The following is a 22,957-nucleotide window of genomic DNA, read 5'->3' as shown; positions in this document are numbered from 1 at the left end:
TCGGGGGAACTGCCATGAAAACGCTTACCGCTATCTTGTCCCGCGCCGGTGCCCTGGCGTCGCTGTGCGCGGCCTGCCTGCCGCTGGTGGCCTGCATGAGTTCGTCGCCAATCTGGGACGCCCACATGGGCGAGGCCATGCACAAGGTCATGAAGGCGCAGATCATTCATCCCGGCCCGCCGGACGACACCGGGCCCATGAGCACCGACGGCCGCGCGGCCGTCTCGGCGCTGAACAGCTACGACAAGTCGATGCGCTCGCCCGTGCCGAATTCCAACCCGTACGTGATCGGTGTCAGTCAGGGCGGTGCGCCACTTGCCCCGAGCGGCGGCCCGGGCATGAATCAGTAGTGCATTGACAGGCTCCGATCGAACGAGGCAAACCGCAATGCGTAACTCTGTGAATCCCCAACGCTCGCGCGCCGCCAGACCACGGCGCGAAGACGGCGCGATCACCATCGTGGTAGCGCTTGTGCTGGCGGTGCTGATCGGCTTCGCCGGTCTGGCGCTCGACCTGGGCAAGCTCTACGTCGCACGCAGCGAACTGCAGAACAGTGCCGACGCCTGTGCGCTGTCCGCCGCGCGTGACCTCACGGGCGCCACGGCGCTGGCGGTCTCCGAGGCCGCCGGCATCGCCACAGGCTATGCCAACCGCGCCCTGTTCCAGTCGACCAACGTCAGCATGAACGTCAACAGCAGTGTCGCCTACAGCCCCTCGTCGAGCGGCCCGTTCCTGACCAAGGACAACGTGACCGGCAACATCAATACGATCAAGTACGTACAGTGCACGACCTCGATAAGCGGCATCGTGCCATGGCTCATCAGCGTGCTCAACGTCTTGCCTGGCATCAACATCGGCCCGAGTTCGGTCTCGGCGCGGGCGGTGGCGAGCACCACCTCCGCGCAGACCTCCTGCGCCATTCCCGTGTTCATCTGCGACCCGTCGAAGTTCTCGCCGGCGGCCAGTTACCTCCAGGGGCAGTGGCTGCAGGGCAAGGGCGACAGCCGCACCGGGACCTACAATCAGGGCGACTTCGGCTGGGCCAACCTGAACGGCACCGGCAGCAGTGGCACGCCAGACCTGGCCGGGCAATTGACCGGCAGCGGCCAGTGCAATCTGCCTGCCATCGGCACCAACATCGGCACGCCCGGCAACAAGTCGTCGCTCGACGATGCTTACAACACGCGCTTCGGAATCTACAAGAAAGGCACGCCACCCGGCGACGGCACCTCGGTGACCGATTTCACAGGCTATGCGTACACGGGTTCGACCTGGGCGGCGGGCGCCAACGCCTACAGCGATTTCGTCAACCAGCGCAAGAGCTACACGCCGTATCAGAACATCCCCGGCGTGAAGCTCAGCGGTACTGCTGCGGCCGGCTCTGTCTACAGGAGCGGCGCCGACCGCCGCTTGCCGATCGCGCCGATGATCGACTGCAGCAAGCTCGCATCGTCCACCGGGGCGCCTGTCACCAAATGGGCCTGCGTGCTGATGCTCGACCCGATGCAACAGGGCGGCGACATCAACGCGGTCCATCTCGAGTACCGTGGCCTGGCCAGCGACCCGGACAGTCCCTGCGCGACGCAGGGTACGCCGGGGCCGTCGACCTCGGTCGGGCCGCTCGTGCCGGTGCTCGTGCAATAGGACCGGAGGCCATCATGACCCATCCCGCGCAAGCGCGCCGCCCCTCCCGCACCTCACGCCGCCCCCTTCGCCACCAGACCGGCGCCGTGGCAGTCGAGTTCGGACTGCTGCTGCCGGTGCTCCTGATCCTGTTCGGCGGCATGGTCGAGATGGGGCATGCGCTCTACGAATACGACACGCTAACCAAGGCCTCGCGCAATGCCGCGCGCTACCTGTCGGAGTATTCGCCGTCGGATCCGACCTATCCGATCGGTGCTGCCAAGTGCCTGACGGTGTATGGCACCACGGACTGTTCGGGCACAGTGCTGGCGCCGAACCTGAGTACCGCCAACGTCGTGATCTGCGACCGCAGCAACCCGACGGACGCCAACTGCCAGGACCTCGTGTATGGCAACTACACGGTCTACGACGCCACCGACAACAACGGGGCCTCCGGCAGTTCGGTCGGCGCAATCAACCTCATCGCGGTGAAGATCGTCAACTACGAGTACACGCCGATCCAGGCGATCCTGGACGTCACCGGCCTGGTGTTCGGCAACATCGCGACCGTCATGAGGCAAGTGCTATGAAACCCGCCAATTTCCTTTGCACCGGTGCCGGGCGCCATCGCCAGCGCGGTGCGGCCGTGGTCGAGTTCGCGCTGGTGGCGGCGCTGTTCATCACGCTGCTGATCGGCATCATGGAGTTCGCGCGCATTCTGTTCTACTGGAATACGGCCGTCGAGGCGGCACGCCTCGGTGCACGCGTGGCAGTCGTGTGCGACGTGAACGCCGCGGCGGTCAAGAACCGCATGACGAACCTCATGCCGCAGCTCGCCGACGCGAACATCCAGATCAGCTACGTGCCGGCCGGCTGCGACGCCACGTCCTGCACGCTGGTGACCGTGAGCTACACGGGACTGACCTTCAAGACCTTCGTTCCCTTCGTGCCCCTGAGCCTGCCGCTGCCTGCGTTTGCCACGACGCTGCCGCGCGAGAGCCTCTCCAGCGCGACGGGCAACAACGTTTGCAGTTGAACGGCCATATCCCCCCCCCAATCGACAACGACCCCAGAGGCCATCATGTTGAAAGTCCTGCTTGCCTCACATGCACCCGAGCGCCTCGCATTGCTGGCCAGGCTCGTGCGCGATCATCCCGAATACGATGTCGCGACGCTGGACGCGGCACCCGCGCAACTGCTCAACGCCGACGCTCGGCTGGACGAATTCGACGCTGCCGTGGTCGACCTGCCAGGCACCCAGCACGACGAACTGTACGATGTACAGGTCATGTGCCAGCAATGGCCGAAGCTCGTATGCATCCTGGTGATGCACGAGGCCACGCCGGCACTGCTCATTGCCGCGATGCGCGCCGGCGCGCGCGACGTGCTGCCCTGGCCGCTCGAGCAGCACGGCCTTGACGATGCGCTCGCCCGCGTGCAGTCGCAGCACGGGCAGGATGCCCCCCGCCCGCTGCCGTCAATCGCGTTCATGTCATGCAAGGGCGGGGCCGGCACGAGTTTTCTCGCCGCCAACTTCGCGCGCGAGCACGCCGCACACACCGGCGAGCGCGTACTGCTCGTCGACCTCGATCCCGATTTCGGCGACGCAGCGTTCCTCGTCACCGACAAGACACCGCCGGCCACGCTGCCCCAAGTCTGCGCGCAAGCCGAGCGCATCGATGCCTCGTTCCTTGAGAGCTGCGTCACCCGTGTCGAAGACGGCTTCGACGCCCTGGCCGGCGCGGGCGACCCCGTGAGCAGCCTCGACGTGACCGAGGCGAGCCTCAAGCGCATTCTTGCTGCCGCTACGCAGCGCTACGACCTCGTCGTGTTCGACGCGGGCCGCACCGTCAACGTGGGCGTGACCTGGGCTTTGCAACGCAGTGAGCGCGTGTACGTGGTGCTGCGCGCGAGCATGCCGTTCCTGCGCGCCGCCTGCCGCCTGTTCGACCTGCTGCGCCGGCTCGGCGTACCGATGGACAAGGTCGGCTACCTCGTCAACCGATCGAACCGGCACGACAGCGTGACGCACAAGGAACTCGAGCGCGCGCTTGGCATGCCAGCGGTGGCTGTTCTGCCTGAAGACGGCGCCGCCGTGGCGGCCGCCATGAGCCAGGGCGTGCCCGTCGCGCGGGTGGCCAGGCGCAGCGCGATCGCCCGAGCGCTTGCAGCGCTCGTCGTGCGCCAGGCCGCGCGCGCTGGCACGCCGCGCGCGGCCCCGCCCGGCGGCGAATCGCTGTTCGGGCGGTTGTGGAGCAAGACCAGCACGACTGAACGTACGACGCCGCCGACGTTGGTTTGAGTCGCATTGACGGACCGACAGGTCAACAAACAGCCCAACTGATTGATAGACAGATCGAACCACCCGATTAACTCATCGAATCCAGCCTTACCCGGGAGCCCCTAATGCTAGCCACTACACAATCCCTGCCGCTGTCGCCCGCCGTCGCCGCACCTGAGCGGACGACGGCGCGGGCGAGCAACCTGAGTCCGGGCGTCGGCCCGCACTACGCCGAACTCAAGCGCCGCATGCACGAGATGGTGCTCGAGCGCGTCGAGCTCGAGAAACTGGCGCGCCTGACCGAACTCCAGGTCAAGACCGAACTCGCGCTGCTCATCGACCGTGTCGTGGGTGAGCAGAACGTGCTCGTCAACGAAGCCGAACGGCGCCAGTTGGGCAGTGACATCTACGACGAGATGTTCGGCCTGGGGCCGCTCGAACCGCTACTGCGCGATGCGACCGTCTCCGATATCCTCGTCAACACCCATCGGCGCACCTTCGTCGAGCGCTTCGGCCGCCTCGAGGCGACCGACATCACTTTCTACGACGACGCGCATCTGATGAAGATCATCGAGAAGATCGTCTCGCGCGTAGGCCGCCGCATCGACGAATCGAGCCCCATGGTCGACGCGCGTCTGCCCGACGGCTCGCGCGTGAACGCCATCATCCCGCCCTCGGCGATCGACGGCCCGCTCCTGTCGATCCGCCGCTTCGGCGCCACGCCGCTGCAGATGGCCGATATCCTGCGCCTGGATACCCTGACCGAGCCGATGGCACAGGTACTGACTGCGCTCGTCGCGGCCAAGGTCAACATCCTTGTTTCGGGCGGCACCGGCAGCGGCAAGACCACACTGCTCAACATCCTGTCGGCCTCGATTCCGGATGCCGAGCGCGTCGTCACCATCGAGGACGCCGCCGAACTGCAGCTCGACCAGCACCACGTGCTGCGGCTCGAGACGCGCCCGCCCAACATCGAAGGCAAGGGCGAGATCACCCAACGCACCCTCGTACGCAACGCCCTGCGTATGCGCCCGGACCGCATCATCCTTGGCGAAGTGCGCGGCGCCGAGGCGCTCGACATGCTCAACGCCATGAACACCGGCCACGAGGGGTCGCTCGCCACGGTGCACGCCAACTCCCCGCGCGATGCGCTCACGCGGCTCGAGAACATGGTGAGCATGTCGGGCATACCGCTGCCGGCGCGCGCGATGCGCCAACAGATTGCCTCAGCGATCACCGTGATCGTGCAGACCGCGCGCTTGACCGATGGGCGGCGGCGCCTGACGAGCCTGCAGGAGATCACCGGCATGGAGGGCGAGGTCATCACGATGCAGGAGCTCTTCACCTTCAAGCGCACCGGCGTGGAGCGCGACGGGACGGTGCGCGGCTACTTCTGCGCGAGCGGCGTGCGCCCCAAGTTTGCCGAACGGCTGCAGACCTACGGTATGGCCTTGCCCGATGCCATCTACGATCCGTCGCGCCGCTACGAGGTGTGACGACGCAGGCACGGCGAGCGCAGCGGATTCCGGCAGTTACGGGAGTATTCAGGGGAAATAGCCATGGGTAATACGCCTTTCTACATCTTCGCCGTGCTGTTGTTCCTGGCGGTGGTGCTTGCCGTCGAGGGCATCTACTACTGGTGGAGCAGCCAGCACAGCGCTGCGGCCAAGCGCGTCAAGGCACGCATTCGTGCCCTGTCGGCGGGCGGCAACGTCAACCGCGAGCACATCTCGATCCTCAAGTCGCGCCTGCTCAGCAGTTCGCCGGGCGTAGAGCGCCTGCTCCTGCGCATGCCGCGCGTGCACGCGCTCGACCTGTTCATCCAGCAATCGGGCCTGTCGTGGTCCGTGGCACGTCTGCTCATGGGGATGCTGTTGCACGGCCTGGGGTTCGCCATGGTCGTCCTGCTGCTGCCGCTGACCTGGCGCCTGGCCGTGCCGGTGGGACTCATCGGCGCAAGCTTGCCTGCGCTATACGTCGGTCGCCGGCGCGGCAAGCGGCTCGAACGACTCGAGCGGCAGTTGCCGGAGACGGCCGACACCATCGCGCGCGCCTTGCGTGCCGGCCATGCTTTCCCCGCCGCCATCGAAATGATCGGCAACGAAATGGCCGATCCCATCGGCGGCGAGTTCCGCATCATGTTCGACGAGATCAACTACGGTGTGGGCATCAACGATGCCTTGCGCAACCTCGCCACGCGTGTGCCGATCGACGACCTGCGCTTTTTCATCACCGCCGTGATGATCCAGCGCGAGAGCGGCGGCAATCTCGCCGAAATCATGACGAATATCGCCGAGCTCACGCGCGAACGGCTCAAGCTGCTCCAGAAGGTGAGAGTGCTTTCGGCCGAGGGCCGGCTCTCGGCGATCATCCTCGAAGTCCTGCCGTTTGGTGCGGCGGGGCTGCTGATGATCGTCAACCCGACCTTCCTCGAGGTGCTGTGGAAGGACCCGGCCGGCATCAAGATCAGCGTGACGGCGCTGGGATTGATGGCACTTGGGATGCTCTGGATGCGCCGGATCGTGCGCATCCACGTGTGAGCCCGCACGCGGGCGATTGAACCAGATAGATCATTCGGGGAGTGTGCCATGTTGCCTTGGAACGAAGGACATATCGCATTGCTGGCGGGGGTATTCCTGATGACGTTCGGTGTCGTGTTCGCACTCGCGCTGCTGCTCGCGCCGGGGCGCACGCGCGGGCGCGTCGAGAGCATCGAGGGCCTTGCGGGAAGCGGGAGCCACGGTTCGTCGAGCGCACCCGTCGATTCGGGTGACAGCCCCTGGGTCGAACGTCTCGCGAAGTGGTCGAAGCCCATTTCGAAAATGTCCCTGCCCAAAGAGGGCAGCGAGTCATCGACGCTGCGCACCCGGTTCGTGAACGCCGGCTGGCGCGACGCCTCCGCCCCGGCGCTGTACTTCTCGGCCAAGACATTATTGGCGCTGGCCCTGCCGTTCATCGGCTTCGAGGTCGCGAGTCCGCATTACGCGGCCACGCATCGCGACTTGCTGATGGGGCTGCTGGTGCTGCTCGGCGCCGTCGGCTACTACCTGCCGAACATGGTCCTGTCGCGCCGCATCGCGTGGCGCCAGGGCGTGATCTTCGAGGACTTTCCCGACGCGCTCGACCTCATGACCGTGTGTGTCGAAGCGGGGCTGAGCCTCGATGCCGCGCTCATGCGTGTGGCTGGCGATATCCACGTACGCAGCCCGGTATTGTCCGACGAGTTCGAGCTGCTTCTGCTGGAGTTTCGTTCAGGCTTCTCCAAGGAGCAGGCGCTGCGCAACCTGAGCCTGCGCACCGGCGTCGAGGACATCGACACCTTTGTCTCGATGTTGATCCAAGCGGAGCGTTTTGGCACCAGCGTTGGCGCGTCGTTGCGGGTGCTGTCCGAGATGCTGCGGACCAAGCGGCGCTTGCGGGCCGAGGAGCGCGCGGCCAAGATCGCGCTCAAGCTGTTGTTTCCGCTGGTGTTCTTCATCTTCCCGACGCTGTTGCTGGTGCTACTCGGACCGGCATTTATCCAGATTTACCGCGTACTGCTGCCAACGCTGTCGGGCTCGCTCTAGCCTCGGAAGGACCGTGATCATGCATAGCGAAAAAAAGTTTGACATATCGTCGATCGAAGGCTGGCGCCCCAACACTTATGTCGTCGCGCCGATGGTTCCGCCCCTGGCGGTCCCCTCGTTGCCGAATCGCCGCTGTCTGCGCGAGATGGCCGTGGAAGTCTCCGTGCGCCTGGCGGGCAGCCTCGTGTTGGGTGCGTTTGCTTTCGTCGCGTGGCTGCAATGGAGCGCGGCGCCGGAGCGCATCACTTTGCTGCTTCTGGTCGCCACATCGTCGCTCACGGTTGGACTGGCACTCTTCACACGCGTACCGTCCAAGCGCGATTGGCGGCTGGTGCCGGTCATCGTATCAGTGTGCGGCACGTTCTACTTCCTGGCCGTGCGGCTCGATCCCGGCATACGATTGATTCCGGAGAACTCCGGTGCGTTCCTGTGCGGCGCGGGGATACTGTGGCAGTTGTACGCCAAGGCATCGTTAAGACGCTCGTTCGGCATCGTTCCGGCCAATCGCGGCATCGTTTCCAGTGGTGCCTATCGATGGGTTCGCCACCCGATCTATCTTGGGTACGTGATTGCGGACATGGGGTTCCTGCTGACCAACTTCGGCGCGTGGAACGTCATGGTGTACGGGGGACTCTTCACGCTGCAGGTCACGCGCATTCTCCAGGAGGAACGCTTCCTGGCCTCCGATCCGGCTTATGGCGAGTACCGCTCAAAGGTCCGCTACCGAGTCGTGCCCGGGCTGTTCTGACCAGTCGCCTTTCGGATAACACTCCCGTTCCTTATCCCCGGACGGGACGATGCGTCGAAAAAGTGCCGGCCCATTTCAGGACGGGTCAAAAAAAAGCCGGTCGCTGAACACGACCGGCTTTTTTATCGGAAAGCGGACGACGCTTACTTCGCGCGGAAGCCGTCGTGGCAGCTCTTGCAGGTCTGCGCAGCTTCGCCGAATGCCGTCTTGATCGACGCGAGGTCACCGCCCTTGGCCACGGTGTTGAGCTTTGCGACGGCCGTCTCCATCTTCTCGGCGGCTTGCTGGAACTTCACCTTGTCGGAGAAGACTTCCGGCTTCGCCTTGCTCTTCGCGGTGGTCTGGCCGCCTTCGAACGCCGGCCACGGCAGCTTCGACAGGCTGGCGACGAGTTCGGCGTTCTTTGCCACGTCGTCCTTGTTGAACGGCACGTCGCCCTTGACAACGGCACCGATGCGGCCGAAGTGATTGCCGAGCAGGAAGAGAGACGATTGGCGATACTCCACGGCGTCGTCGGGCTTGGCGAACTGGGCTTGGGCGAGGGCCGGCACAACGGCGGCGACGAGTGCTGCAACTGCAAAAGTGAACTTCATCTGCGGGGTTCTCCTTATGGGTTATCCGGCTATGATACACAGCAACCCGGCACCTTGTATGACTTCCCCTCCCCCCGAGTTCTTGCCGCCGGATAGCCGCTTTCCCGTGTCGTTTTTCGGTTCGGGCATTCTCGCGCGGATCTACCAACTCGTGTGGCAGCGCATGCACAACATGGGCTCGGCGTGGCGCTTTCGTTACGGTATCGAATGAGCGGGTGCGCAACGCACCATGCAAAACGGGCCGCATTTGCGGCCCGTTTCGGTCAAGCGCAGAGGACTTAGACGCGCTTCGCGAGCGACTCGGCGATACCGATGTAGTTCGCCGGCGTCATTTCCAGCAGGCGGGCCTTCGCGTCTGCCGGAATATCCAGCTTCTCGATGAAGGCTTGCAGCGCTTCACGCGTAATGCCCTTGCCGCGCGTGAGTTCCTTGAGTTGCTCGTACGGGTTGGGAATACCGAAACGGCGCATCACGGTCTGCACCGGCTCGGCCAGCACTTCCCATGTGTTGTCGAGGTCTTCGTCCAGACGCTGCGGGTTGACTTCGAGCTTGCCCAGACCGCGCAGGCACGAGTCATAGGCGAGCAGGCTGTAACCGAACGCCACGCCGATGTTACGCAGCACGGTCGAGTCCGTCAGGTCGCGCTGCCAGCGCGAGACCGGCAGTTTGTCGGCCAGATGGCGCAGCACCGCGTTGGCCAGCCCGAGGTTACCTTCCGAATTCTCGAAGTCGATCGGGTTCACCTTGTGCGGCATGGTCGACGAACCGATCTCGCCGGCCTTCGTCTTCTGCTTGAAATAGCCAACGGAGATGTAACCCCAGATGTCGCGGTTCAGATCGAGCAGGATGGTGTTGGCACGGGCCACGGCGTCGAACAGCTCGGCCATGTAGTCGTGCGGTTCGATCTGGATCGTGTACGGGTTGAACGTCAGGCCCAGACGTTGCTCGATGACTGCCTTCGAGAACGCCTCCCAGTCATATTCCGGGTAAGCCGAAAGGTGGGCGTTGTAGTTACCGACCGCACCGTTCATCTTGGCGAGCAGCTCGACGCGGCGAACGCGCTCCAGCGCACGCGCCAGACGCACGGCCACGTTGGCCAGCTCCTTGCCGAGCGTGGTCGGCGATGCCGGCTGACCATGCGTGCGCGAGAGCATCGGCTGCGACGCATGTTCGCGTGCCAGTTCGCCGAGCTTCGTGACCAGCGATTCGAGCGCGGGCACGATTACCGTATCGCGTGCGCCCTTGATCATCAGGCCGTGCGAAGTGTTGTTGATGTCTTCCGACGTGCAGGCGAAATGGATGAATTCGCTGGCCTTTTCAAGTTCTGCCTGCCCCTGCACCTTCTCCTTGAGCCAGTACTCGACCGCTTTCACGTCGTGATTGGTGACTTTCTCGATGTCCTTGATGCGCTGCGCATCGGCGTTCGAGAAGTTCGTGACCAGATTCAGCAGGAACGTCTCCGCACCGGCCGAGAACGGGGCGATCTCAGCGAAACCGGCCTTGGACAGGGCGATCAGCCAATGGATTTCGACCGTCACGCGATGACGCATGAACGCCGCTTCGGACAGCCACGGACGCAGGGCGTCGGTCTTGCTGGCATAACGGCCGTCGAGCGGGGAAAGCGCGGTCAATGGGGAGAATTCGTCGGACATGGCACTGGGCACCGAAAAGGAAAACCGGGGAGCCGGCGAGGCGCCAACTCGGAAAGGCCAGTATTTTACCATTCCCGGCGCCGATCCTCCCGGCGTCGCCCACGACCGGCCCCGACCAGCCCCGGCTGGCCTCGACCGCACGTTATACTCTCCCCCGCGCTACAGCGATTTTTCAAGGATCCACATGAAGTTGATCGGTGCCCTCGCCAGTCCCTACGTTCGCAAAGTCCGCATTGTGCTGGCTGAGAAGAAGCTCGATTACAAGCTCGAGCTGGAGAATGTGTGGGCCGACGACACCCGTATCCAGCAGTCCAACCCGCTCGGGAAAGTGCCGTGTCTGGTCATGGAAGACGGCGAAGCCGTGTTCGATTCGCGAGTGATCTGCGAATACATCGACACGCTTTCGCCAGTCGGCAAGCTCATTCCCCCTTCCGGACGCGAGCGCACCGAAGTGCGCTGCTGGGAGGCGCTCGCCGACGGCCTGACGGACGCCGCCGTGCAGATCCGCGTCGAGACGATGTTCCACGACGAAGCCTCGCGCTCGCTGGCACTCATCGCGCGGCAGCTCAGCAAGATCGAAGAAGGCTTGCGGGCCATGGAGCAAGGGCTCAACGAACGCCAGTGGTGCGCGAGCAACCGCCTCACGCTGGCCGACGTGGCCGTCACCTGCGCCCTCGGCTATCTCGACTTCCGCCAACCCGAGATCCTCTGGCGCGACGCGCATCCGAACCTCGCCAAACACTTCGAGCGCATGTCCGCCCGCGCCTCGGTCTCCGATACCGTTCCCGCATAACAAGCTACGCTGCCCGCCCGCCGGGCCGCGGCTCACGGCATGAGCACGGCCGGCCGGTCGCGTCCGTGCCCGCCCGCGGCCTCGACCGACGGGCTGCGCGTCAGCAACGTTCCCAAGCCTCGCAGCAGGTGCCAGGCCCGATCCGCCGTGACCTCGTCGGTCCCGGCTGTCCGGGCCGGCGGTTCCGCACGGACGGCCTTCGGGTGAGGCGCGGCTTCCGCAGCGATGGTCGCGATCTCCCGGACGGCCGGGCGAGGCGTCGATCTGCGCGGAGGCACGGGGTCGCGCTGCGTGGCGGCTGTTTGCGGCGCATTCGTGGCGCGCAGACGCGAGTATCCCGCCATCACCTTGCGAACGTAGTTCTGCGTCTCGGGAAACGGTGGGATCTGACGCCCATAACGCAGCACAGCGCCTTCTCCCGCGTTGTAGGCGGCCAACACTAGCGACAGGTCGCCGTCGAAACGCGAGAGCAACCAGCGGATGTAGGCCGCCCCGGCGCGCACGTTCTCTGCGGGATCTTCGAGACGTCGAACGCCGAAGCGCTCTCCCGTACCCGGCAGCACCTGCATCAACCCGATCGCGCCACGCCCGGATAACGCCTGCGGATCGTATCCCGACTCGACGTCGATAATCGCGTGCAGCAGCGCTGCGTCGACCGACGCCACCTCGGCCGCGCGTCGCACCAGAGAATCGAACGGTAACGTTTGCGTCGCCGGCATGGGGGTTTGCGCGGGCGGCAAGGCCGAGGCGCGCGCCGATGCCTGAGCCGGCACAAAGGCTGACGCTGAGGCCGTAGTCGAAGCGGGCGCCGCCGGGGCGGATTCGCGCATCGTGCCGGGCGCTTCCGGCTCACTGGCGAGCCGGACATCGGGAGCAACACCGGCGCCTGCCGGCGGCCGGGCTGGGCTCGCTGCGGCGCGTGGCTCGGGCACCAGAAGCTGAGCATCGGCCACGCGCGGGTGAAGCGGCAGCAATGCCCGGTTGAGCGCGAATGCGGGCATCGACAAACCCAGCATGCTCAACACGATCAAGACACGTCGTAACGCCTTGCGACCGGGTGAGCGCCGGCGCGAAATCTGGCCAGGAGAAACGCTCATGCCCGCCTCCCATCGCCGGCACGGCCCGATGGGTCGCCACCATCCCCTTCGCGAGGGTCTTCCATCGACTTCACACCGGCGTCCTGCCCTTCCTGCTCGTCCCGCGCCGCTTGCACCTCGTAGGGCAAATCGAGGGCGAGGCGCAGAATGGCCGCGACGGCGTCGAACAGATCGGCGGGAATCGGTGCATCGATCTCGACATCGTTCATCAGACGGCGCGCAACAGGCACATGCTCGACCACCGGTACACCTTCGCGCTCGGCGAGCCGGACAATCGTCCGGGCGCGCGCGTTGCGGCCCTTCTCGATCACGAGCGGCACCGGCGTCTCGCCGGGCACGTAGCGCAGGCAGATGGCGATGTGCGTCGGGTTGCGCACAACGGCGGTCGAGCGCTTCACGTTGTTCGACAGACTGCCGCTTTCAATCGTCTCCCGGTGAATGTCGCGTCGCTTGTTCTTGAGATCCCGGTTGCCTTCGACCTCCTTCGACTCGCGCTTGATCTCGTCGTGAGACATCCTCAACTGCTTGTGCAACTGATACTTCTGATACGCGAAGTCGAGTCCTCCGAACACCACGTAGGCGACGACAAGCACGGCCATCAGCCAGAACAGCAGCTTCGCCGTCAGGGCAATGCCGCAGGCGGGGCCGCATTGCGGCAGCGCCGCGAGCGAGGGCGTGTATTGCCGGATGAGGTAAAAGAAGACCATCCCCAGCACCCCGACCTTGACAAGCGACTTGCCGAACTCGAAGAGCGATTGCATCGAGAACAACTGTTTGGCCTTGGCGATCGGGTCGATGCGTTCGTACTTGGGACGAATGACGTCCGGGGCAACGAGCGCGCCCACTTGCAACACCATCGCAAGCCACGTCGTCACGATCAACAACAGCGCGAGCCCGCCGCCGAAACGCACCAGGAGCAGCAGCGATGGCCCCAGCATGCCGCGCACAGCGTCGTCTACCGGATCGTTCAGCACGAGCAGCATGCGCGACACGAGCCCCTCCATCGCGTGGTAAAGCGCGGGGCCTTCGAACGTCAGCCATGCGAGCACCACGCCGAGCTGCATGCACACGGCAAGGTCGGCGCTTTTCGCGACACGCCCTTTCGCGCGTTCGTCCTTGATCTTCTTCGGGGTAGGCGGCTGACTCTTCTCGCTCATGCAGACCTCACGATGCGGGCAGCGTCAGCGCGGTCCAGGCGCGGAACACATCGGGTAAGCGATACCAGCCCGCGAGGGGAACGGCGACGGCAAACGGCAGGCTTGCCACGGTCACCAGCAGCGCCATCGCGCTTTTCACAGGCATGGCGAGGAAGAACACGTTGAGCTGTTGTGCCGCGCGGTTGACGAAACCCATCGACATGTCGACCAGCACCATCACGACCATCGCGGGCAACGCGACGGCCACGCACATGACCTGCATCGCCTGCCAGAGCGCGAGCAGCCACGCCACGCTGCCGTCGTGCCATTGCCATGGCTGCCCCACCGGCAACGCGACGTAAGAAGCGTACAGCGCGGTGAGCAACGCATGCGCCGCCGGGGTAACGAAGAACAGCACGCAGAGCATCTGCGTGAGGGCGATACCGAAGACAGACGACTGCGCTCCCATCAGCGGATTGAGCACGCTCGCCATGGAGGCGCCGCGCATCGTGTCGATCACATACCCCGTCATATCGACGGCCCAGAACGGCAGTGCAGCGGCGAACCCCAGCAGCCCGCCGATACACAGTTCGCGCAGAATCAGCATGCTCCATGCGCCCCAGTGCGCGGGCATTTCCGGCGTGGCGTGCACCAGCGACACGACCGGCAATGCGAGGGCGAGCACCAGCGCATTGCGTAACATGCCGGCCCCGAGCATGCCGACGGAGAGCACCGGCAGCAGCATCGCAATGCCCAACGGGCGCAGCATGGCCACGCCCCACGCAACCAGCCAGCCATAGAGGTCGACCCACAACGGCGAGAGCAACGTGTCGACGGCGGGGCCCATGCCCGGCACGAGGGAAGTCGCCATGCCGCTCACCGCATCCGGCTGATCTGCTCGAACGCGTTGCCCGCGTAATGCAGCAGCACGTGGCCCATCCACGCATAAGTGGCGGCGAGCGTGACCGACACGGCAATGAGCTTGATGAGGAACTGCACGGTCTGGTCCTGCACCTGCGTGAGCGCCTGCACCAGCGAAACGAGCACGCCGACCACCGCCGCCACAACCACGGTCGGCAGCGACATGAGCAAGGTGAGCCACAACATCTCACTCGTCAGATTGACAACGATGGCTTCACTCATTGGCGCGCTCCCGGGGCCGTCATGCGTACGAGAGCATCAACTGACGCACCAACTGCTCCCACCCGTTCATCATCACGAAGATCAGCAGCTTGAACGGCAGCGCGATGGTCATCGGCGAGACCATCATCATCCCCATCGCGAGAAGAATGTTCGAGATCACCAGATCGATCACGACGAAGGGCAGATACAGCAGCAGGCCGATCTTGAACGCCTCGGCCAGTTGGCTCAGTGCGAAGGCCGGCATCAGCACCAGCAGGGAATCCGGCCCCAGACGGTCGCGATGCGCTTCCGGCCACGTCTCGCCCGCGATGTTCGCGAAGAAGTCGCGTTGTCTCGCATCGGTGTGACGCGTGAGAAACGCGCGGTACGGCGACAGGATGCTTGCGTCGACATCGGCCACGAAGTTCTTGGACGACAGCGCCACAGGACGCGTCTCGAGATTCGCCTCGATGTCGAACGCCACCGGGGCCATGATGAAGCAGGTGAGCACGAGCGATAACCCGTAAATGGCGATGTTGGGGGGAATCTGCTGCGTACCCAGTGCGTTGCGCAACAGCGCGAACACGACGGCCAGTTTCAGAAATGCAGTCCCCAACACCACCAGCAGCGGCATGATCGATAGCAGCGACAGCAACACGATGAGCTGCACCGGGTGGTCGAGCAGGGACATGCAGACTCCAATGAGCGTTGTTGGCTGCCCGATGTGCATGCCAGTCGGTGTCGATAACGCAGGACGACGCAGAACGAAGCAGGGCAAATCGGCTGGAAGAGGTCACCGCGCGAACGCGCGGCGATGCGCCACGCAGACAACAGCACGACCGCGCGTCGCGGCGACAGCACGAGCGATGTTAGGTCGCCGCCGGATGCACGCCCATCGGGTCACGACCCGAAATCTTGCCGGGTGGATCGTCGCAGGCAGGCCACGCCCGCGCTATGCGCCGTTTTTTTCGTCGATATGCACCGCGAGCCGCCCGTCTTCGAATCGCAGCAAACGCCCGCTGGCCCACGGTGAGCGGGCGTGCCAGAGCGTGACTCGTCCGGCATGCAGCGCGCATGCCGCTGTCTGTCGATGCGACGCCACGGGCACGCCCGAGCGCCAGGCCATCAACAACGGAATGGGAAATCGCCTCTCGGCAACGACGGCGAACCACCGGGCGGTGTCCGTGTGATCGAACTGCACGACATGGCGATCGGATGGCAGGCCATCGCACATGGCGACAGCGTGGTCGCCATCCACCAGCCAGTACTCGCCCCGCCCGATATCGGCCGCCACGTCGAGGAGGACGGCATCGCCCGCATGCAGGTCGTCGCATTGCGTTGCGGGCAACGCCACCCATCCCGCCACGAGCACGCACTGGCGCTCAGGCCAGCCCGCCGGGTCCAGCGGCACATCGCAAGGCGTCGCCCGTTGGCAGCGCTCGCGCAGCCACGCGTGCACCCCATCGAGGTAGGTCAGCGCCAACCGACGCCCCTCGCGTTGCAACACCATGCCGACGCGCCATGCCGTCTCGACACGTTCGCGCGACAGGGCCGTCGCGCTTGGCCACATTGATGTATCGCAGACGTCGAGCCGCGTCTCGCGAACGGCATCGTTCGACATGCCGCCACTCAGATCCGTCAAATCGCGCATCTCTCCGGCGCCCCCCGTCGCCAGCGTAAGCGACGCGGCGCTCGCGTGCCAGGCTGGCGGCAGGTCGTCCCATGACGGCACCGGCAGGCTCGCCGCAAGCCAGTCGCACCACTGCTGCGTGTCGCACCAGAAGCGCGTCTGGCCGATCACGCCTTCGTCGACGCGTGCGGTCACGACAAGGCCGTCGCCCCCTGCACGAAGCCAGCCGACGCGCACTTGCGTATCACCTTCGACGAAGGTCAGACTGCCCTCGCCTGTGAGCAGATCGTCCAACGGCCCTAAGCAGGCCGTCGGCTCGCTGGTCGACTCATGGCGCATATCGCGCCTCGACTTCGACGGTGACGGCGAGCCCGAGGCGCGACGTCAGGGCGCGAGACAGTTGACCGCGATGGGCCAGCAGTCGCCGGTACATCGTGAGCCGAATGCACAACAGACTCACCGTGACGCCCTGCCGCCCTCGCCGGGCCTCAACGACCAACGTGTCGAGCGCCCCCCCATGCACGATGACGCGCAGCGAACTGCCGCCGTCCCAGTTCGCGTCCTGACGAGCGTGCCAGACACGCAGCCAGCGCATCACATCGGCGGGGCCTGTCACGCGTGCCGCGGTTTCGGATGCCAGCGAGAACGCCGGCTCGCCGTTGTCTTCGTTGCGCCTGCCATGGCTCGTTGCCGTGTCACGCCGATGCGAGGCCGATTTATCCGAAAGGCCGAGGAAAGCATCGGCCGACAGGGCACTTCGGTGAATGGTGGTCATCGTGAAGTCCTTGTGATGGCGAAGGTTATGAACGCATTTCGATTGACGTGCGGATTCGAGCTTCTCGACGTCGCGCGACCCGGTGGCATATGTCCCGTGGTCTCGCAGCCGATTCAACTGCGGTAAAGCGCCAGCAACTCCCTCAGTTTTTCCTGCTTGCGCGCGTTGGCCTGCAAACGTTCGCGCTGCTGCCGCAATGCGGCTTCGGCCTGTTGCACCTGTTCGAGCGCGGCGCCGTGCCGGGCCTTGGCCTCGCCCAGCGCCACGCGCTCCGCTTCCACCGAACGCGTCGCACCGGCGGCCTCGCGTTGCCCATAGACGCCACCGCGCGACAGGGCTTCCTGCCACGCCCGGCGCTGCGTGTCGCAAGCGCGCTCTCGCTCGGCAACCGCCTCACCGGCGTCGCGTGCTGCGGCCGTCATACGGGCCAGTGCAGCGCGCAGGCCGGCTTCGCGGCGTTTCGCGAGTGCGGCGAGCGCGGCAGCGCTTTCATGCGCTTTCACGTCACCAGATGATCGAGCCATGTGCGGGTATCGTCGAAGGGCGCCACGTCGTGCTGCGACTGACAAAGGAATGCGCGAATATCCGGGGCGCGTGTGAGGGCATCGTCCGTCTCGGGGTCGTTGCCCACCTGGTATTCGCCCACGCGAACCAGCAGTTCGACTTCCGCCGCCAGCGCCATGGCACGCCTGACACGGGCAGCGGCTTCGATATGCTTCGCGTCGGTCACCTGCGGCATCACCCGCGAAAGGCTTTTCGCGACGTCGATCGCGGGATAGTGATTCTCCTGCGCGAGACGCCGCGACAGCACGATATGACCATCGACAATCGAGCGCACCTCGTCTGCCAGCGGTTCATCGAGGTTGTCGCCTTCGACAAGCACCGTGTAAAACGCGGTAATGCTGCCGTGTGCCGCAGTGCCGGCGCGCTCCAGCAGCCGTGGCAGACGCGCATAGAAGCTCGGCGGCAAACCGCTCGTCGCGCCGAGCGGTTCACCTGCGGCCATGCCGATATCGCGCACCGCACGCCCGAACCGCGTCAGAGAGTCCATGAGCAGCAGAACGTCTTTGCCCTCATCGCGGAACGCCTCGGCAATCGCCGTCGCGGTGTAGGCGGCCTTCATGCGCTCGAGCGCGGGGCGGTCGGACGTCGCCACCACACACACGGTGCGTGCGCGCGCCTGCGGCGTGAGCGCCAGTTCCAGAAACTCTCGCACCTCGCGGCCCCGTTCGCCAATCAGCGCGAGCACAATGACATCGGCTTGCGCGCCTTGACACATCATCGACAGCAGCGTGCTCTTGCCGCCGCCCGCCGCCGCAAAAATGCCGAGCCGCTGGCCGCGCCCGCAGGTCAGCATGCCATCGATGGCCCGAATGCCAATGGGCAGGCATCGAGACACCAGCGCACGCGTCATGGCGGGCGGCGGCTCCGCGTCCAGCGCCCGCCACGCAACGTCGGGCGGCGGTGCCTCATCCGGCGAAGCCAACGGAACCAGAAGCCGCCCCAGTCCGTCCAGCACTTCTCCGATCATGTAGTCGCCTACGGCGACACGCGACGATGTTCCCAACGCCTGCACCAACGCGCCGTTCGCCACGCCGTTCGGCTCGGCATACGGCGCCAGCCACACGTGCCGCCCCTCTACCGCGATAACCTCTGCGTCCAGTTCCGGCGACACGACGCGGCACTGCTCGCCAAGCGCCGCGCCCGGCAAGCGGGCACGCATCGCATTCGGGGTGATCTTGTCGATACGTCCATAGCGGACCTCCCGGCCCGGTACCCGGCGCCAGTCGTCACAAGCTTTGCGCTGCGCGTCGAGCGTCCGGCGCAGTCCATTGGCGATGCGGGCGGCGTCCGGGCGGCGCATCTCAGAACGCGCCTTGCACGTCGATGGTGCCCAATACGCGAACGTGCGGCTCGTCAGCCACTTCCTGGAATGACAAGACCGGCAGATCTGCGCGGTCGCGCTCGATCAGCTTGCGCAGAAAGCGACGCACGTCCATCGCCGTGAAGAGGACGACGGGCGTGCCATCGTGGGCGTTTAGCACGTCGTCGATCGCGCCCATGATGGCGTCGGTCTGCGCGGGATTCAGATCGGCGTAAGACCCCGACGATGTCTGCCGCACAGCCGCACGCACGGCGTCTTCGATGCCGCGCCCCACGTTCCATCCCGTGATGTGCTCGGTGCCCCGTCGAAAGCGTCGCGTGATGTGACGCCGCAGACTCAGCCGCACATACTCCGTCAGCATGATCTGATCGCGCTCGCGCGGCGCCCATTCGATCAGCGCCTCGAAGACTCGCCGCAGATCGCGAATCGACACCCCTTCGGCCACCAGCCGTTGCAGCACTTCCGCCGTCCGGCTGATCGGCAGTTGCCGTTGCAGCTCCTTGACGAGTTCGCCGTAGCGATCTTCCATGGCATCCATCAGGAACCGCGCCTCCTGAACGCCGAGGAAATCGGCAGCGTGGGCGTCGATGACGAGTGACACGCAGTGCGCCACGCGGTCTGCGCCGTCGATGACAGCGCCCCCCTGCGCCAGCCACGCCTCGCGCTGGGCGGCATCGAGCCAGAACAGAATCTGTCCGCCGAACGGCAGGGGCGTTTCTCGCGGCGCTCCGGCGTCGAGACCTCGCAATTTGCGTATCGGATGAGTGGCGTCATGATGGGCCAGCGCAACGTCGGGGGCAACGTCGATGGTCATCACGCTCTCGTGATAAAGCTGAATGTCCAGCGTGCCGGCGGGCAGTGTCTTGTCGACGTCGACCTTCACTTCCGGCATCGGCACGCCGAACTGCTCGAATTTCTTCTCGCGCAGCGCATCGATGCACGCGGCGAGCGTGGTCGTACCGCCATCGGCCTCGGCCAGCGTGGCACTTACGCGCACCAGCAGCGGCTGGGCCCCTGGGCGGCCGCCCTTCGTCTTCTTGGCATCGTCGGTGTCCGCGCCCGCTGCGTCCTTCGCGCCTTTGCCCTCGCGTGCGAGACGGCCCGCCCACCACGAGGCGACACCTGCCAACGCCGCCAGCAGCAGGAAGTAGTGCATCGGAAAGCCGGGAATCAGACCGAACAGGACAAGCACCACGGCCGCCAGCGTCAGCGAGCGAGGCTGTGCCGCGAGTTGATCGGTAAGCTCTCGCGCCAGATTGCGACGCTGGTCGCCGGGCACCCGCGTAACGATGATCCCCGCCGTGACTGAAATGAGTAGCGCGGGAATCTGCGACACAAGGCCGTCGCCAATGGAGAGGATCGCGTAAATCGCTGCCGCATCGCCCGCACTCATGCCGCGCATGAAAACGCCCACGCCGATGCCGCCGAGCAGATTCACGACGATGATGACGAGCCCGGCAATGGCGTCGCCCTTGACGAACTTCATCGCTCCATCCATCGCCCCGTAGAACTGGCTCTCCTTTTGCACCGTGCGTCGCAGTCGCTTGGCCTCGGCGGCGTCGATGGTGCCCGCGCGCAGATCGCCGTCGATGCTCATCTGCTTGCCCGGCATGCCGTCGAGCGAGAAGCGTGCACCGACTTCCGCCACACGCTCGGAGCCCTTCGTGATCACGATGAAATTCACGACGGTGATGATAAGGAAGACGATCATGCCGACGACGATGTTTCCTCCGGCCGCGAAATCGCCGAAGGTGTAGACGATATCTCCCGCGTCGGCGTGCAGCAGAATCAAACGGCTCGTGCTGATCGTCAGTCCCAGCCGGAACAGCGTGGTCATCAGCAACACGGAAGGAAACGCCGAGAAGTCGAGTGGCTCGTTGATGTAGAGCGCCACCATCAGGAGCAGCAGCGACACGCCGAGATTGAGTGCGATGAGCAGATCCATCACCGATGGCGGCATCGGGATGATGATCATCAGGACCGTGACCAGCAACAGCGCGGCCAGAACAATGTCCTGCCGCCCGGCCGCAAGGCGAAGCCACCCCAGCAGGCGCGTCATGGACGGGTCTCCCGTTGCTGCTGAGCGTCGATTCGCTCGAGCAGCCGGCGCATCCGGGTGACGCACGACAACCATTCGACCGCCTGAAAATTCGCGCTTGCCGGCGGACTGGCGATCAGCATCGGACGTCCCTGCGCCACACAGGCCCGCACGGGGATACCGAGACTCCATTCCGGGGCGCAGGTTTGCATCAGCGAGGGCAACCAGCGCTGAGCGCGCTCAGTGCGGTGGGCCAGCGTCAACACCAGCGTCACACCGTGGGCATCGACCTCCGTCATCAACACGCAGGGAGCCAGCGCAATCCGCATGCGCGGCGCGACGCGTTGCGGCGGCAGCGCCAGCAATTCGAAGAGCAGCTCGAGCTTGCGTTGGGTCTGGGTGTCCATCGGCGGTCTGGCATTGGAATCTTGCTGGCTGGGATGGCCGGGCTTGGAGAGCATTCGGAAAGCGGCAGCGGGCATGGTCGCCCACTCAGGGTGGCCGCGGCTATCCGGCGCAGACCTGATTTTCGCGGCGTGCCTCACAACATCATTCGCAGGCGATGCGCCCAATTCACGATATCGGCCACGTTGTGTGCGTCGAGCTTACGCATCATGTTCAGCCGGTGCGTCTCGACCGTCTTCACACTGATCGACAACAGTTGCGCGATGTCGCGGTTGCGTTGCCCTTCCGCTACCAGCTTGAGTACCTGCCGCTCGCGCAACGTCAGCAACCGCTCGGGCATCTCGACGGCGCACGGACGCGGCGCATATGACAAGCCCGCCGGATTGTGCGCGCCACCGAACACGGCGGGATCGACAAAGCGCTCGCCGCGTATCACCTGACACGCCGCGTGGATCAACGTCTCGCGTGCGCTGCTTTTAAGCACGAACGCCACCGCACCGGCCTCCAGCGACTGGCGCGCCCGCTCGCTGTCGTCGCTCGCGGAATTGACCACGATGCGCAAGTCCGGCCAACGCTGCGCGCATTGCCGGATCACATCCACCCCATCCATGCCGGGCAGTCCCAGATCCAACACCATCAAGGCCGGTCGATGCACTACGCAGGCCCGGTACACGTCAAGTCCGTTGACAACTCTTGCCAGCACACACCACCCGAGATCCTGCTCGATCAGATGGCAAAGACCATCGGCCAGCAATTCGTGATCCTCCACAACGACGACACCGATACACCCCGTCATTCGCAGCTCCTCGATTGTTAGTCATTAGCGTTCATGCAGATTTTTGTTCACTTTCTTTGGATTCCGAGCCAGTCGCTCGAAACTTGTGTCATCGCCTGACAAGACACGTGGGAAAACGTCGCAAACCGGGATCTCCGGCGTCGACTTCAGGTCTGTGCCGGATGGCGGCACCAACGCAACGCTTGATAATGACGATCCTTGGACGGCGCCATATCGATCGGCGGCGCCAAGCGATGACGCGCGTCGTCGAGACTTCCTCGACGCCGTACGCTCCTCGTTTCCCGTGCCCTTGCATTGCCTCCTTCAGATACCTATGCGTTTGCCATTTGCGCTTGCCGCGCTCGACTGGATTGCCCCGCGCGACGTACAAGGTGCGCGCACTGCGCTCGATCTCGACGGCCAACGCGGCTGGACCTGCCCCGCCAGCGGCGGATACTGCGTGGCGACAGCGCTAGCGTTGCCGCACGATCCGCGAGCGCAGCACGCCCAGTCGCTCACGACAGCGCTCGACGGCGACACCGCGCTCTCACGCTGGCTCATGCGTCTCTCGCTCGTAATCGCGGGTCAACCGTCGTTGCGCGACGACAGTCTGTGCATCGCGAACGACGTCCTCTGGTGGGTTCACCGCTTCGACGGCGACGAAGCAGCAGCACGCGTGGAGGCGCAACTTCGACGCCAGCTCCTGGCGTGCACGATGGTGACCTCGCAAGGCGTGTGGACTCAGGCCGCATCGTCTGTATCGTCTGTATCGCCAGCGCCCCACGCCACCGGCGCCGCGGACACCAGCCGGCGCCTTCACGCGCTGCGCCGTTGCTGA

Annotated in this window: 26 protein-coding genes; 12 read left to right on the top strand and 14 right to left on the bottom strand. The window is 65.1% G+C overall.

Annotation, left to right across the window (positions count from 1 at the left end):
* Window positions 1-14 precede the first annotated feature (14 nt).
* The 9 genes from PHO31112_RS22755 (at window position 15) to PHO31112_RS22715 (ending at window position 8,218) form a co-directional block, all read left to right on the top strand.
* The gene (locus PHO31112_RS22755; RefSeq protein WP_150623360.1) at window positions 15-350 is read left to right on the top strand and encodes a hypothetical protein; all 336 of its coding nucleotides are present in this window, start codon (window positions 15-17) and stop codon (window positions 348-350) included.
* 37 nt (window positions 351-387) lie between these two features.
* A complete protein-coding gene (locus tag PHO31112_RS22750) occupies window positions 388-1,644 on the top strand; it encodes a pilus assembly protein TadG-related protein (RefSeq protein ID WP_150623358.1) in 1,257 nt (418 codons plus the stop codon).
* A 14-nt stretch (window positions 1,645-1,658) separates the two neighbouring features.
* Window positions 1,659-2,213 carry a TadE/TadG family type IV pilus assembly protein gene (locus PHO31112_RS22745; RefSeq protein ID WP_150623356.1) on the top strand — a complete coding sequence of 185 codons (555 nt, stop codon included), beginning with the start codon at window positions 1,659-1,661 and terminating at the stop codon, window positions 2,211-2,213.
* Window positions 2,210-2,659 carry a TadE/TadG family type IV pilus assembly protein gene (locus PHO31112_RS22740; RefSeq protein ID WP_150623354.1) on the top strand — a complete coding sequence of 150 codons (450 nt, stop codon included), beginning with the start codon at window positions 2,210-2,212 and terminating at the stop codon, window positions 2,657-2,659. The genes PHO31112_RS22745 and PHO31112_RS22740 overlap by 4 nt, the downstream gene beginning before the upstream one ends.
* 45 nt (window positions 2,660-2,704) lie before the next feature.
* Window positions 2,705-3,925 carry a CpaE/TadZ family protein gene (locus tag PHO31112_RS22735; RefSeq protein ID WP_150623352.1) on the top strand — a complete coding sequence of 407 codons (1,221 nt, stop codon included), beginning with the start codon at window positions 2,705-2,707 and terminating at the stop codon, window positions 3,923-3,925.
* Between the two features lie 104 nt (window positions 3,926-4,029).
* Entirely contained in the window at window positions 4,030-5,400 is a 1,371-nt protein-coding gene (locus PHO31112_RS22730; RefSeq protein ID WP_150623350.1) for a TadA family conjugal transfer-associated ATPase, read from the top strand.
* Window positions 5,401-5,463: 63 nt separating this feature from the next.
* The gene (locus PHO31112_RS22725; RefSeq protein ID WP_150623348.1) at window positions 5,464-6,444 is read left to right on the top strand and encodes a type II secretion system F family protein; all 981 of its coding nucleotides are present in this window, start codon (window positions 5,464-5,466) and stop codon (window positions 6,442-6,444) included.
* A gap of 48 nt (window positions 6,445-6,492) precedes the next feature.
* Window positions 6,493-7,470, top strand: a complete 978-nt coding sequence (locus PHO31112_RS22720; protein WP_150623346.1) for a type II secretion system F family protein — start codon at window positions 6,493-6,495, stop codon at window positions 7,468-7,470.
* Between the two features lie 19 nt (window positions 7,471-7,489).
* On the top strand, window positions 7,490-8,218 hold the full coding sequence (locus tag PHO31112_RS22715) for a methyltransferase family protein (protein WP_246178475.1): 729 nt from the start codon (window positions 7,490-7,492) through the stop codon (window positions 8,216-8,218).
* A 143-nt stretch (window positions 8,219-8,361) separates the two neighbouring features.
* Here the strand turns inward: PHO31112_RS22715 and PHO31112_RS22710 are convergent, their stop codons facing one another.
* Window positions 8,362-8,811, bottom strand: a complete 450-nt coding sequence (locus PHO31112_RS22710; RefSeq protein WP_150623344.1) for a c-type cytochrome — start codon at window positions 8,809-8,811, stop codon at window positions 8,362-8,364.
* A 58-nt stretch (window positions 8,812-8,869) separates the two neighbouring features.
* On the opposite strand from PHO31112_RS22710, the gene PHO31112_RS27245 reads away from it, so the two are divergent.
* A complete protein-coding gene (locus PHO31112_RS27245; RefSeq protein WP_174995842.1) occupies window positions 8,870-9,022 on the top strand; it encodes a hypothetical protein in 153 nt (50 codons plus the stop codon).
* A gap of 67 nt (window positions 9,023-9,089) precedes the next feature.
* On the opposite strand, the gene purB is transcribed toward PHO31112_RS27245, so the two are convergent.
* The gene (gene purB / locus PHO31112_RS22705) at window positions 9,090-10,463 is read right to left on the bottom strand and encodes an adenylosuccinate lyase (protein WP_150623342.1); all 1,374 of its coding nucleotides are present in this window, start codon (window positions 10,461-10,463) and stop codon (window positions 9,090-9,092) included.
* 184 nt (window positions 10,464-10,647) lie between these two features.
* Here purB and PHO31112_RS22700 point away from each other — a divergent pair, with 184 nt between their 5' ends.
* Complete coding sequence (locus tag PHO31112_RS22700) at window positions 10,648-11,256, top strand: glutathione S-transferase family protein (protein WP_150623340.1); 609 nt, start codon at window positions 10,648-10,650, stop codon at window positions 11,254-11,256.
* A gap of 32 nt (window positions 11,257-11,288) precedes the next feature.
* On the opposite strand, the gene PHO31112_RS22695 is transcribed toward PHO31112_RS22700, so the two are convergent.
* The 12 genes from PHO31112_RS22695 to PHO31112_RS22640 all read right to left on the bottom strand — a co-directional run bounded on the left by PHO31112_RS22695 (window position 11,289) and on the right by PHO31112_RS22640 (window position 22,140).
* Window positions 11,289-12,353, bottom strand: coding sequence for a lytic transglycosylase domain-containing protein (locus PHO31112_RS22695; protein WP_246178474.1), 1,065 nt, complete (start codon window positions 12,351-12,353; stop codon window positions 11,289-11,291).
* The gene (locus PHO31112_RS22690; protein ID WP_150623338.1) at window positions 12,350-13,510 is read right to left on the bottom strand and encodes an EscU/YscU/HrcU family type III secretion system export apparatus switch protein; all 1,161 of its coding nucleotides are present in this window, start codon (window positions 13,508-13,510) and stop codon (window positions 12,350-12,352) included. Before PHO31112_RS22690 ends, PHO31112_RS22695 begins: the two co-directional genes overlap by 4 nt.
* A gap of 7 nt (window positions 13,511-13,517) precedes the next feature.
* Window positions 13,518-14,360, bottom strand: coding sequence for a type III secretion system export apparatus subunit SctT (gene sctT, locus PHO31112_RS22685; RefSeq protein WP_150623336.1), 843 nt, complete (start codon window positions 14,358-14,360; stop codon window positions 13,518-13,520).
* Between the two features lie 5 nt (window positions 14,361-14,365).
* Window positions 14,366-14,632 (bottom strand): type III secretion system export apparatus subunit SctS, encoded by a 267-nt coding sequence (gene sctS, locus PHO31112_RS22680; RefSeq protein ID WP_150586623.1) that lies wholly within the window; start codon window positions 14,630-14,632, stop codon window positions 14,366-14,368.
* Window positions 14,633-14,651: 19 nt separating this feature from the next.
* A complete protein-coding gene (gene sctR / locus PHO31112_RS22675) occupies window positions 14,652-15,302 on the bottom strand; it encodes a type III secretion system export apparatus subunit SctR (protein WP_150623334.1) in 651 nt (216 codons plus the stop codon).
* A gap of 261 nt (window positions 15,303-15,563) precedes the next feature.
* The gene (locus PHO31112_RS22670; protein ID WP_150623332.1) at window positions 15,564-16,580 is read right to left on the bottom strand and encodes a hypothetical protein; all 1,017 of its coding nucleotides are present in this window, start codon (window positions 16,578-16,580) and stop codon (window positions 15,564-15,566) included.
* On the bottom strand, window positions 16,570-17,016 hold the full coding sequence (locus tag PHO31112_RS22665) for a hypothetical protein (RefSeq protein ID WP_150623330.1): 447 nt from the start codon (window positions 17,014-17,016) through the stop codon (window positions 16,570-16,572). Before PHO31112_RS22665 ends, PHO31112_RS22670 begins: the two co-directional genes overlap by 11 nt.
* Window positions 17,017-17,129: 113 nt before the next feature.
* A complete protein-coding gene (locus tag PHO31112_RS22660) occupies window positions 17,130-17,540 on the bottom strand; it encodes a hypothetical protein (protein ID WP_150623328.1) in 411 nt (136 codons plus the stop codon).
* Window positions 17,516-18,880 (bottom strand): FliI/YscN family ATPase, encoded by a 1,365-nt coding sequence (locus PHO31112_RS22655; protein ID WP_150623326.1) that lies wholly within the window; start codon window positions 18,878-18,880, stop codon window positions 17,516-17,518. The genes PHO31112_RS22660 and PHO31112_RS22655 overlap by 25 nt, the downstream gene beginning before the upstream one ends.
* Before the next feature lies 1 nt (window position 18,881).
* Window positions 18,882-20,960 carry a type III secretion system export apparatus subunit SctV gene (sctV, locus tag PHO31112_RS22650; RefSeq protein ID WP_150623324.1) on the bottom strand — a complete coding sequence of 693 codons (2,079 nt, stop codon included), beginning with the start codon at window positions 20,958-20,960 and terminating at the stop codon, window positions 18,882-18,884.
* Entirely contained in the window at window positions 20,957-21,346 is a 390-nt protein-coding gene (locus tag PHO31112_RS22645; RefSeq protein ID WP_010805692.1) for a hypothetical protein, read from the bottom strand. Before PHO31112_RS22645 ends, sctV begins: the two co-directional genes overlap by 4 nt.
* 134 nt (window positions 21,347-21,480) lie before the next feature.
* The gene (locus PHO31112_RS22640) at window positions 21,481-22,140 is read right to left on the bottom strand and encodes a two component system response regulator (protein WP_150623322.1); all 660 of its coding nucleotides are present in this window, start codon (window positions 22,138-22,140) and stop codon (window positions 21,481-21,483) included.
* Between the two features lie 313 nt (window positions 22,141-22,453).
* Between PHO31112_RS22640 and PHO31112_RS22635 the strand changes: the two genes are divergently transcribed.
* Window positions 22,454-22,957, top strand: coding sequence for a hypothetical protein (locus tag PHO31112_RS22635; RefSeq protein WP_150623320.1), 504 nt, complete (start codon window positions 22,454-22,456; stop codon window positions 22,955-22,957).

The organism is Pandoraea horticolens (assembly GCF_902459555.1).
In the GTDB taxonomy this organism is placed as follows: domain Bacteria; phylum Pseudomonadota; class Gammaproteobacteria; order Burkholderiales; family Burkholderiaceae; genus Pandoraea; species Pandoraea horticolens.
Note: the sequence above shows the minus strand (reverse complement) of the source record. Positions and strands in the feature narration are given on the sequence as shown.

Excerpts from the sequence above, each read along its gene's own strand:
- PHO31112_RS22755 (WP_150623360.1), top strand. The coding sequence starts at position 15 with ATGAAAACGCTTACCGCTATCTTGTCCCGCGCCGGTGCCCTGGCGTCG.
- PHO31112_RS22750 (WP_150623358.1), top strand. The coding sequence starts at position 388 with ATGCGTAACTCTGTGAATCCCCAACGCTCGCGCGCCGCCAGACCACGG.
- PHO31112_RS22745 (WP_150623356.1), top strand. The coding sequence starts at position 1,659 with ATGACCCATCCCGCGCAAGCGCGCCGCCCCTCCCGCACCTCACGCCGC.
- PHO31112_RS22740 (WP_150623354.1), top strand. The coding sequence starts at position 2,210 with ATGAAACCCGCCAATTTCCTTTGCACCGGTGCCGGGCGCCATCGCCAG.
- PHO31112_RS22735 (WP_150623352.1), top strand. The coding sequence starts at position 2,705 with ATGTTGAAAGTCCTGCTTGCCTCACATGCACCCGAGCGCCTCGCATTG.
- PHO31112_RS22730 (WP_150623350.1), top strand. The coding sequence starts at position 4,030 with ATGCTAGCCACTACACAATCCCTGCCGCTGTCGCCCGCCGTCGCCGCA.
- PHO31112_RS22725 (WP_150623348.1), top strand. The coding sequence starts at position 5,464 with ATGGGTAATACGCCTTTCTACATCTTCGCCGTGCTGTTGTTCCTGGCG.
- PHO31112_RS22720 (WP_150623346.1), top strand. The coding sequence starts at position 6,493 with ATGTTGCCTTGGAACGAAGGACATATCGCATTGCTGGCGGGGGTATTC.
- PHO31112_RS22715 (WP_246178475.1), top strand. The coding sequence starts at position 7,490 with ATGCATAGCGAAAAAAAGTTTGACATATCGTCGATCGAAGGCTGGCGC.
- PHO31112_RS22710 (WP_150623344.1), bottom strand. The coding sequence starts at position 8,811 with ATGAAGTTCACTTTTGCAGTTGCAGCACTCGTCGCCGCCGTTGTGCCG.
- PHO31112_RS27245 (WP_174995842.1), top strand. The coding sequence starts at position 8,870 with ATGACTTCCCCTCCCCCCGAGTTCTTGCCGCCGGATAGCCGCTTTCCC.
- purB (WP_150623342.1), bottom strand. The coding sequence starts at position 10,463 with ATGTCCGACGAATTCTCCCCATTGACCGCGCTTTCCCCGCTCGACGGC.
- PHO31112_RS22700 (WP_150623340.1), top strand. The coding sequence starts at position 10,648 with ATGAAGTTGATCGGTGCCCTCGCCAGTCCCTACGTTCGCAAAGTCCGC.
- PHO31112_RS22695 (WP_246178474.1), bottom strand. The coding sequence starts at position 12,353 with ATGAGCGTTTCTCCTGGCCAGATTTCGCGCCGGCGCTCACCCGGTCGC.
- PHO31112_RS22690 (WP_150623338.1), bottom strand. The coding sequence starts at position 13,510 with ATGAGCGAGAAGAGTCAGCCGCCTACCCCGAAGAAGATCAAGGACGAA.
- sctT (WP_150623336.1), bottom strand. The coding sequence starts at position 14,360 with ATGGCGACTTCCCTCGTGCCGGGCATGGGCCCCGCCGTCGACACGTTG.
- sctS (WP_150586623.1), bottom strand. The coding sequence starts at position 14,632 with ATGAGTGAAGCCATCGTTGTCAATCTGACGAGTGAGATGTTGTGGCTC.
- sctR (WP_150623334.1), bottom strand. The coding sequence starts at position 15,302 with ATGTCCCTGCTCGACCACCCGGTGCAGCTCATCGTGTTGCTGTCGCTG.
- PHO31112_RS22670 (WP_150623332.1), bottom strand. The coding sequence starts at position 16,580 with ATGCGCCATGAGTCGACCAGCGAGCCGACGGCCTGCTTAGGGCCGTTG.
- PHO31112_RS22665 (WP_150623330.1), bottom strand. The coding sequence starts at position 17,016 with ATGACCACCATTCACCGAAGTGCCCTGTCGGCCGATGCTTTCCTCGGC.
- PHO31112_RS22660 (WP_150623328.1), bottom strand. The coding sequence starts at position 17,540 with ATGGCTCGATCATCTGGTGACGTGAAAGCGCATGAAAGCGCTGCCGCG.
- PHO31112_RS22655 (WP_150623326.1), bottom strand. The coding sequence starts at position 18,880 with ATGCGCCGCCCGGACGCCGCCCGCATCGCCAATGGACTGCGCCGGACG.
- sctV (WP_150623324.1), bottom strand. The coding sequence starts at position 20,960 with ATGACGCGCCTGCTGGGGTGGCTTCGCCTTGCGGCCGGGCGGCAGGAC.
- PHO31112_RS22645 (WP_010805692.1), bottom strand. The coding sequence starts at position 21,346 with ATGGACACCCAGACCCAACGCAAGCTCGAGCTGCTCTTCGAATTGCTG.
- PHO31112_RS22640 (WP_150623322.1), bottom strand. The coding sequence starts at position 22,140 with ATGACGGGGTGTATCGGTGTCGTCGTTGTGGAGGATCACGAATTGCTG.
- PHO31112_RS22635 (WP_150623320.1), top strand. The coding sequence starts at position 22,454 with ATGCGTTTGCCATTTGCGCTTGCCGCGCTCGACTGGATTGCCCCGCGC.